The 6,697-nt window shown below is 62.7% G+C and carries 6 protein-coding genes; 1 reads left to right on the top strand and 5 read right to left on the bottom strand.

Going from position 1 to position 6,697, the window contains the following annotated elements; translation table 11 throughout:
- Window positions 1–50: 50 nt before the first annotated feature.
- The 5 genes from VM94_RS10850 to gatC form a co-directional block, all read right to left on the bottom strand.
- Window positions 51–1,298, bottom strand: a complete 1,248-nt coding sequence (locus VM94_RS10850; protein WP_046683491.1) for a M56 family metallopeptidase — start codon at window positions 1,296–1,298, stop codon at window positions 51–53.
- Complete coding sequence (locus tag VM94_RS10845) at window positions 1,295–1,678, bottom strand: BlaI/MecI/CopY family transcriptional regulator (protein WP_046683490.1); 384 nt, start codon at window positions 1,676–1,678, stop codon at window positions 1,295–1,297. Before VM94_RS10845 ends, VM94_RS10850 begins: the two co-directional genes overlap by 4 nt.
- Before the next feature lie 190 nt (window positions 1,679–1,868).
- Window positions 1,869–3,344, bottom strand: a complete 1,476-nt coding sequence (gene gatB / locus VM94_RS10840) for an Asp-tRNA(Asn)/Glu-tRNA(Gln) amidotransferase subunit GatB (protein ID WP_260687384.1) — start codon at window positions 3,342–3,344, stop codon at window positions 1,869–1,871.
- Window positions 3,345–3,382: 38 nt separating this feature from the next.
- Window positions 3,383–4,867 carry an Asp-tRNA(Asn)/Glu-tRNA(Gln) amidotransferase subunit GatA gene (gene gatA, locus VM94_RS10835; RefSeq protein WP_046683488.1) on the bottom strand — a complete coding sequence of 495 codons (1,485 nt, stop codon included), beginning with the start codon at window positions 4,865–4,867 and terminating at the stop codon, window positions 3,383–3,385.
- A gap of 52 nt (window positions 4,868–4,919) precedes the next feature.
- A complete protein-coding gene (gene gatC / locus VM94_RS10830; RefSeq protein WP_046683487.1) occupies window positions 4,920–5,222 on the bottom strand; it encodes an Asp-tRNA(Asn)/Glu-tRNA(Gln) amidotransferase subunit GatC in 303 nt (100 codons plus the stop codon).
- A gap of 351 nt (window positions 5,223–5,573) precedes the next feature.
- Between gatC and VM94_RS10825 the strand changes: the two genes are divergently transcribed.
- Window positions 5,574–6,617 (top strand): rod shape-determining protein, encoded by a 1,044-nt coding sequence (locus VM94_RS10825; RefSeq protein WP_010393186.1) that lies wholly within the window; start codon window positions 5,574–5,576, stop codon window positions 6,615–6,617.
- Window positions 6,618–6,697 lie beyond the last annotated feature (80 nt).

Genomic DNA, 6,697 nt, shown 5'->3' with positions numbered 1-6,697 from the left:
GGGCGGCGGCAGCGCTGCTGCGATGTTGCTGCGCTGCCGCCGCCCGTACATTACTTCAGACGCCAGACGTATTGCGCCTTGACGCTGGCGCTGACAGGCTTGCCGCCAGCGAGGGCCGGCTTGAACGTGCACTTGGCGATGCCGCTGCGCGCCGCCTCATCGAGGGCCGGATGGCCGCTGCTTTTGACGACGCTCGAAGCTGTTACCTTGCCGGCGGCATCGACGTCGAAGGACATGGTGACCTTGCCCTCTTCCTTCGCCTGCAAGGATGCGGCTGGGTAGACGGGTTTGCCGCAGACGCCAAAGTCGATGACGGGGCGGCGCTCCAGCACGGGCGCGCTGTCGGCGGCGACGGCCTGGCCGTAGATGCCGAGGCAGGCGCCGGCCAGGGCCAGCAGCGGCACTGCCGCCTTCCAGTTCAGGGTTTGTGGTGCGGGGCGCAGCAATCGTTTGATACGTGACATAAGATCTCCTCCGTTGGCCGCCTGGGCCAGGTGGTGGGTTGAGAACTGGAGGCGTTCCAGTTCCGAAAGTGCAAGAGCCAGACGCCGCGGTTCGCCCAGTTGTCTTGCTGCGAAATCATCTGCAATATGTTCGCGTTCGAGGCGCACGCCGCGTGAAATCCACCAGACGGCAGGGTGGAAAAACAGCAGCGCTTCGATGGCGTTTTGCAGCAGGTTGATCAGATAATCGTGGCGCCGGATATGCGCCAGTTCGTGCGCCAGCAGCGCGTCGAGCAGGTGCGGCGGCATGCCGGTCAACAGCGAGGCGGGCACCAGCACCATGGGGCGCCAGATGCCGGCCGTGAGCGGGCTGGCGATGCCGTCGAGCACGCGCAGCCGCACTGGCCGCGTCACGCCCGCATCGTGCGCCATGTGCGACAGCCTGGTCTGCAGTTGTCCATGCGTGGCGCCCGTGTTCCTGGCGCTGCGTTCTATCCACAGCATGCCCAGCGCCATGCGCACGACCAGCACGGCGGCGCACAAAGCCCACACGCCGACGACGGCGCGCAGCAGCAGGTCCAGGTCGGGCAGGCTGTCGGGTGCCAGCAGAGCGGCCGGCAGCAAGGCGCTGGAGAACGGAGCGCCCGTGGCGTCGCCACCGGCCAGGCGCAGATACAAGCCCGCCGCCGGCCATGCCAGGCAGGCCAGCAGGGCGCCGCAACCGACGGCGTAGCGCGCCTCCGGACGCGCATTGCGCAGGGCCGCCCACGCCAGCGCCGTGGCGCAGCCGATCAGCAAGCCTTGCCACAGGAAGTGCAGCAGGGTCCAGCCCAGCGCTGGCACGAAGCCGCTCATGACTGATCGTCCTTGAGCATTTTTTCGATCTCTTCGCGTTCGGCGCGCGACACGCCCGTGCGCAGCGCCGCCAGCACCAGCGCCTTGGCCGAACCGGCAAAGGCCTTCTGCATCAATTCCTTGAGCAGGTTCGTCTGCAGGCTGTCCTGCGCCTGCGCCGGCGCATACACGTGCGAGCGCTGGCTTTCATCGCGGATCAGCAAGCCCTTGCCGTGCATGATCTGCATCAGGCGCAGCACGGTGCCATACGTGATGGCCGGCTTGGCCAGCGCCATCGCCTCGTGCACCTGCTTGGCCGTGGCGGCGCCCAGCGGCCACAGCGCCTGCAGCAGATCGAGTTCGGCCGCCGTCGGTTTCGGGATGTCGTGCGTCTTGGCCATGCGGTTTTCCTCTTGCCTGAAATTCAATAGGGCTAGATTAAACCTTGTAGACAAAAATGTATACTTTAATTTTTGATGGTCTGCAAACGCCCTTTAGGGAAGAGAAAAAGTGTAGACAAGGCTGTTTATAAACGACGCGTTCAGGCGAAAAAAAAGACGCCGCAGCGTCTTTTTTTTGGGGAGAGGGGAGTTAGCCCGCCAGCTTGGCCTTCAGCAGTTCCGTCAGCTGGGCCGGGTTGGCCTTGCCCTTGGACGCTTTCATGGCCTGGCCGATCAGCGCATTGATGGCCGCTTCCTTGCCGGCGCGGTACTGCTCCACCGACTTGGCGTTCGCCGCCAGCACTTCATCGACGATGGCTTCCAGGGCGCCAGTATCCGAAATCTGTTTCAGGCCCTTGGCGTCGATGATGGTGTCGACCAGGTTTTCGTCAGTCGATTTCGCTTCCCACATGCCGGCGAAGACTTCTTTCGCCGCCTTGTTCGAGATCGTGCCGTCGGCGATGCGCTTGAGCATGGCGGCCAGTTGCGCGGCGGAGACGGGCGCGTCGTCCAGGTCCACGCCTTCGCGGTTCAGAGTAGACGACACGTCGCCCATCAGCCAGTTGGCGGCGGCCTTGGCGTTTTCCTTGCCGGCCTTGTCGACCACGGCGACGAAATAGGTGGCCATGGCTTTCGACTGCGTCAGCACCAGCGCATCGTAGTCCGGCAGCGCGTATTCACTGATGAAACGGGCGCGCATGGCGGCCGGCAGCTCCGGCATCGACGCCTTGACGGTAGCGATCCATTCTGGCGAGATGACCAGCGGCGGCAGGTCAGGGTCCGGGAAATAGCGGTAATCCTGTGCGTCTTCCTTGCTGCGCATTTCACGCGTTTCCTTGCGGTCCGGATCGTACAGGCGCGTCGCCTGCACGACCTTGCCGCCGTCTTCGATCAGTTCGATCTGGCGGCGCACTTCCACGTGCACGGCTTCCTCGATGAAGCGGAAGGAGTTCAGGTTCTTGATTTCGCAGCGGGTGCCGAATTCCTTCTGGCCGACAGGGCGCACGGAGACGTTGACGTCGCAGCGGAACGAGCCTTCCTGCATGTTGCCGTCGCAAACGCCCAGCCACATGACCAGCGAGTGCAGGGCCTTGGCGTAGGCCACGGCTTCGGCGGCGCTGCGGATTTCCGGTTCCGAGACGATTTCCAGCAGCGGCGTGCCGGCGCGGTTCAAGTCGATGCCGCTCATGCCTGCATAGTCTTCATGCAGCGATTTGCCGGCGTCTTCTTCCAGGTGGGCGCGCGTCAGGTTGACCGTCTTGGTGACGAATTCGCCATCCTTTTCGTAGCCGAAGGTCAGGGCGCCGCCGATGACGACGGGGTCTTCGAACTGGCTGATCTGATAGCCCTTCGGTGAATCAGGGTAAAAATAGTTCTTGCGCGCGAAGACCGAGTGCGGCGCGACGGTGGCGCCCACGGCCAGGCCGAAGCGGATCGCGCGGTCGACGGCCTGCTTGTTCATCACCGGCAGCACGCCTGGCAGCGCCAGGTCGACAGGGCTCGCTTGCGTGTTGGCGTCGGCGCCGTACTTGATCGGCGAACCGCTGAAAATTTTGGATTCGGTCGTGAGCTGCACGTGGTTCTCAAGACCGATGACGACTTCCCATTGCATAGTGTTCTCGCTTATTTTCTGGTGGCGCCGCCTGGGCGGCGCGTCTGTTCTTATTAAATACCGGCAGGGCTGCGCGTATGCCAGTCCGTCACTTGCTGGAACTGGTGGGCGACGTTCAGCAGCTTGGCTTCGCCAAAATAATTGCCGATGATTTGCAGGCCGACGGGGCGCTTGCTGTTTTTCTCGCCTTCGCCGAAGCCGCAAGGTATCGACATGCCGGGCAGGCCGGCCAGGCTGGTCGACAGCGTATAGATGTCGGCCAGGTAGTTCGCCACCGGGTCGTCCGTCTTGTCGCCCAGGTCCCAGGCGACGGTCGGCGCGACCGGACCCATGATGACGTCGCAGACGGCGTTCGGGCCATTCAGGACGGCGTCGAAATCCTGCGCGATCAGGCGGCGGATCTTTTGCGCCTTCAGGTAGTAGGCGTCGTAGTAGCCGTGGCACAGCACATAGGTGCCGACCATGATGCGGCGCTGCACTTCCGGGCCGAAGCCCTGGGCGCGCGACTTCTTGTACATGTCCTGCAAGTCCTTGTATTCGGCAGCGCGGTGGCCGTAGCGCACGCCGTCGTAGCGCGACAGGTTCGATGACGCTTCGGCCGGGGCGATCATGTAGTAGGCGGGAATCGACAGGGCCGTGTTCGGCAGCGAGATGTCGACCAGGGTGGCGCCCAGCTTTTCATATTGCGCCAGCGCGCCGCGCACGGCAGCTTCCACGTCCTTGGCCAAACCTTCGCCGAAGTATTCGCGCGGCACGCCGATGCGCAAGCCCGTGAGGGGCTGGCCCAGCTCGCGCGAAAAATCTTCCGCCACGCCGCCTTGTTCCGGCGACAGGCTGGTCGAGTCGCGCTCGTCGAAGCCGGCCATGGCACTCAAGAGCAGGGCGCAGTCTTCGGCCGAGCGGGCCATCGGGCCGCCCTGGTCCAGCGACGAGGCAAAGGCGATCATGCCGAAGCGCGAGACGCGGCCATACGTCGGCTTGATGCCGGTGATGCCGCAAAAAGCGGCAGGCTGGCGAATCGAGCCGCCCGTGTCGGTGCCGGTGGCCGCCGGCGTCAGGCCGGCCGCCACGGCAGCGGCCGAGCCGCCCGACGAGCCGCCCGGCACGGCGTGCTTGTCCCACGGGTTCCGCACGGCGCCGAAAGCCGAGTTCTCATTGCCGGAGCCCATGGCGAATTCATCGCAATTGACCTTGCCCAAGGTGACCATGCCGGCCGCCTGGAATTTTTCCACCACGGTGGCGTCAAACGGGCTGGCGTAGTTGGCCAGCATTTTCGAGCCGGCCGTCGTGCGCCAGCCTTTGGTGACGAACAAGTCCTTGTGCGCGATCGGCACGCCCGTCAATGGCGTGGCCGTGCCGGCGGCGATGCGCGCGTCCGCTTCGGCCGCTTGCGCCAGGGTCAGGGCACGGTCGACGTGCAAAAAGGCGTTCGAGGTGTCCGCTTCGATGCGGTCGAGGAAATGCGTCGCCAGCGCAACGGCGGAAATTTCCTTGTTCTGCAAAAGCGTGGACAGCTGTTTGATGGATTTTGTATGCATGGCGTTTCTATTTTGATATTCGACGGGAAGGCAACAGCATGGAGCGGCGCAGTTACTCGATCACTTTTGGCACCAAGTACAGGCCATCCTGTACCTTCGGCGCCACGGCCTGGTAGGCGTCGCGGCGGTTCGTTTCGGTAGCCAGGTCTTCGCGCAGGCGCAGGGCGATATTGTCCATGTGGGCGGCCAGCGGGTGGCTCAGGGGCGCCACGCCATCGGTATTGACGGCTTGCATTTGTTCTGCCAGGGCAAAAATCTTGTTCAATTGGGCCAAAGACGTGACGGCCTGGTCGTCGGCCATTTCAAGTTGGGCCAGGTGGGCGATGCGTTTTACGTCGGAGAGTGTCAGGGACATGGCGAATGGCGCGGAGTGCCGCGCATTAGTATTAAGTTGGCGTTTTGATAAAACGCGGGTATTTACTGCTATTTTGCTCACAAAAATCGAGGAATGCCGCGTAACTCGCGGCTGCAAGAGTCGCACTTTTCCATGGTTTTTGAGCAAATCGCATTCAAATTATAAGGTAGAATGGCGGGTTAATGCGTTGCCGGCGCTGATGGACCGCTGCCGCAGCATAGAAAAGATTGCGCAAGCGCCAAGCGAAACCCGAAAAAATCGCCTCCACGGATTTTCAGGGTGCCTGAAAGCGCCCGCTTTGAAACTCCCCATAAACAGCTTTTGCGCAGCTCGATGCGCTACAGGACACTCATGTTTGGTTTTTTACGCAGGTATATCTCCACCGATCTGGCCATTGACTTGGGCACGGCCAACACCCTTATTTATGTACGCGGCCTCGGTATCGTCCTGGACGAACCATCCGTTGTCGCCATCCGCCAGGAAGGCGGTCCGAATGGCAAGAAGACCATTCAGGCAGTCGGCAAGGAAGCCAAGCAGATGCTGGGCAAAGTGCCGGGCAATATCGAAGCGATTCGTCCGATGAAAGATGGCGTGATCGCCGACTTCACCGTGACCGAGCAAATGCTCAAGCAATTCATCCGCATGGTGCACGACTCGAAATTCTTCCGTCCATCGCCGCGCATCATCATTTGCGTGCCTTGCGGTTCGACCCAGGTCGAACGCCGCGCGATCCGCGAATCTGCCCTGGGCGCCGGCGCCTCGCAGGTGTACCTGATCGAAGAGCCGATGGCAGCTGCCATCGGCGCGGGCTTGCCCGTATCCGAAGCGACCGGCTCGATGGTGGTCGACATCGGTGGCGGCACGACCGAAGTGGGCATCATCTCGCTGGGCGGCATGGTCTACAAGGGTTCCGTGCGCGTCGGCGGCGACAAATTCGATGAAGCCATCGTCAACTACATCCGCCGCAACTACGGCATGCTGATCGGCGAACAGACGGCCGAAGCCATCAAGAAAGCCATCGGTTCGGCTTTCCCTGGTTCGGAAGTGAAGGAAATGGAAGTCAAGGGCCGCAACCTGTCCGAAGGCATCCCGCGCTCGTTCACCATCTCCAGCAACGAGATCCTCGAAGCGCTGACCGACCCGCTGAACAATATCGTCTCGGCCGTGAAAAACGCGCTGGAACAGACGCCGCCGGAACTGGGCGCCGACATCGCCGAAAAAGGCATGATGCTGACGGGCGGCGGCGCACTGCTGCGCGACCTGGACCGCCTGCTGATGGAGGAAACCGGCCTGCCGGTGCTGGTGGCCGAGGACCCGCTCACCTGCGTGGTGCGCGGTTCCGGGATGGCACTGGAACGTATGGACAAGCTCGGCTCGATCTTCTCCTACGAATAATCTGACAGAAGGGCCGGAAACCATTCCGGCCTTTTTTTGGTTTTGGCGCCGGCGTTTGACCGGGGCCTGCACGTTGGCGC

The organism is Janthinobacterium sp. KBS0711, from assembly GCF_000988085.1.
Classification (GTDB): domain Bacteria; phylum Pseudomonadota; class Gammaproteobacteria; order Burkholderiales; family Burkholderiaceae_D; genus Janthinobacterium; species Janthinobacterium lividum_E.
The sequence above is the reverse complement of the archived record's forward strand: the minus strand, read 5'-3'. Positions and strand labels throughout refer to the sequence as shown.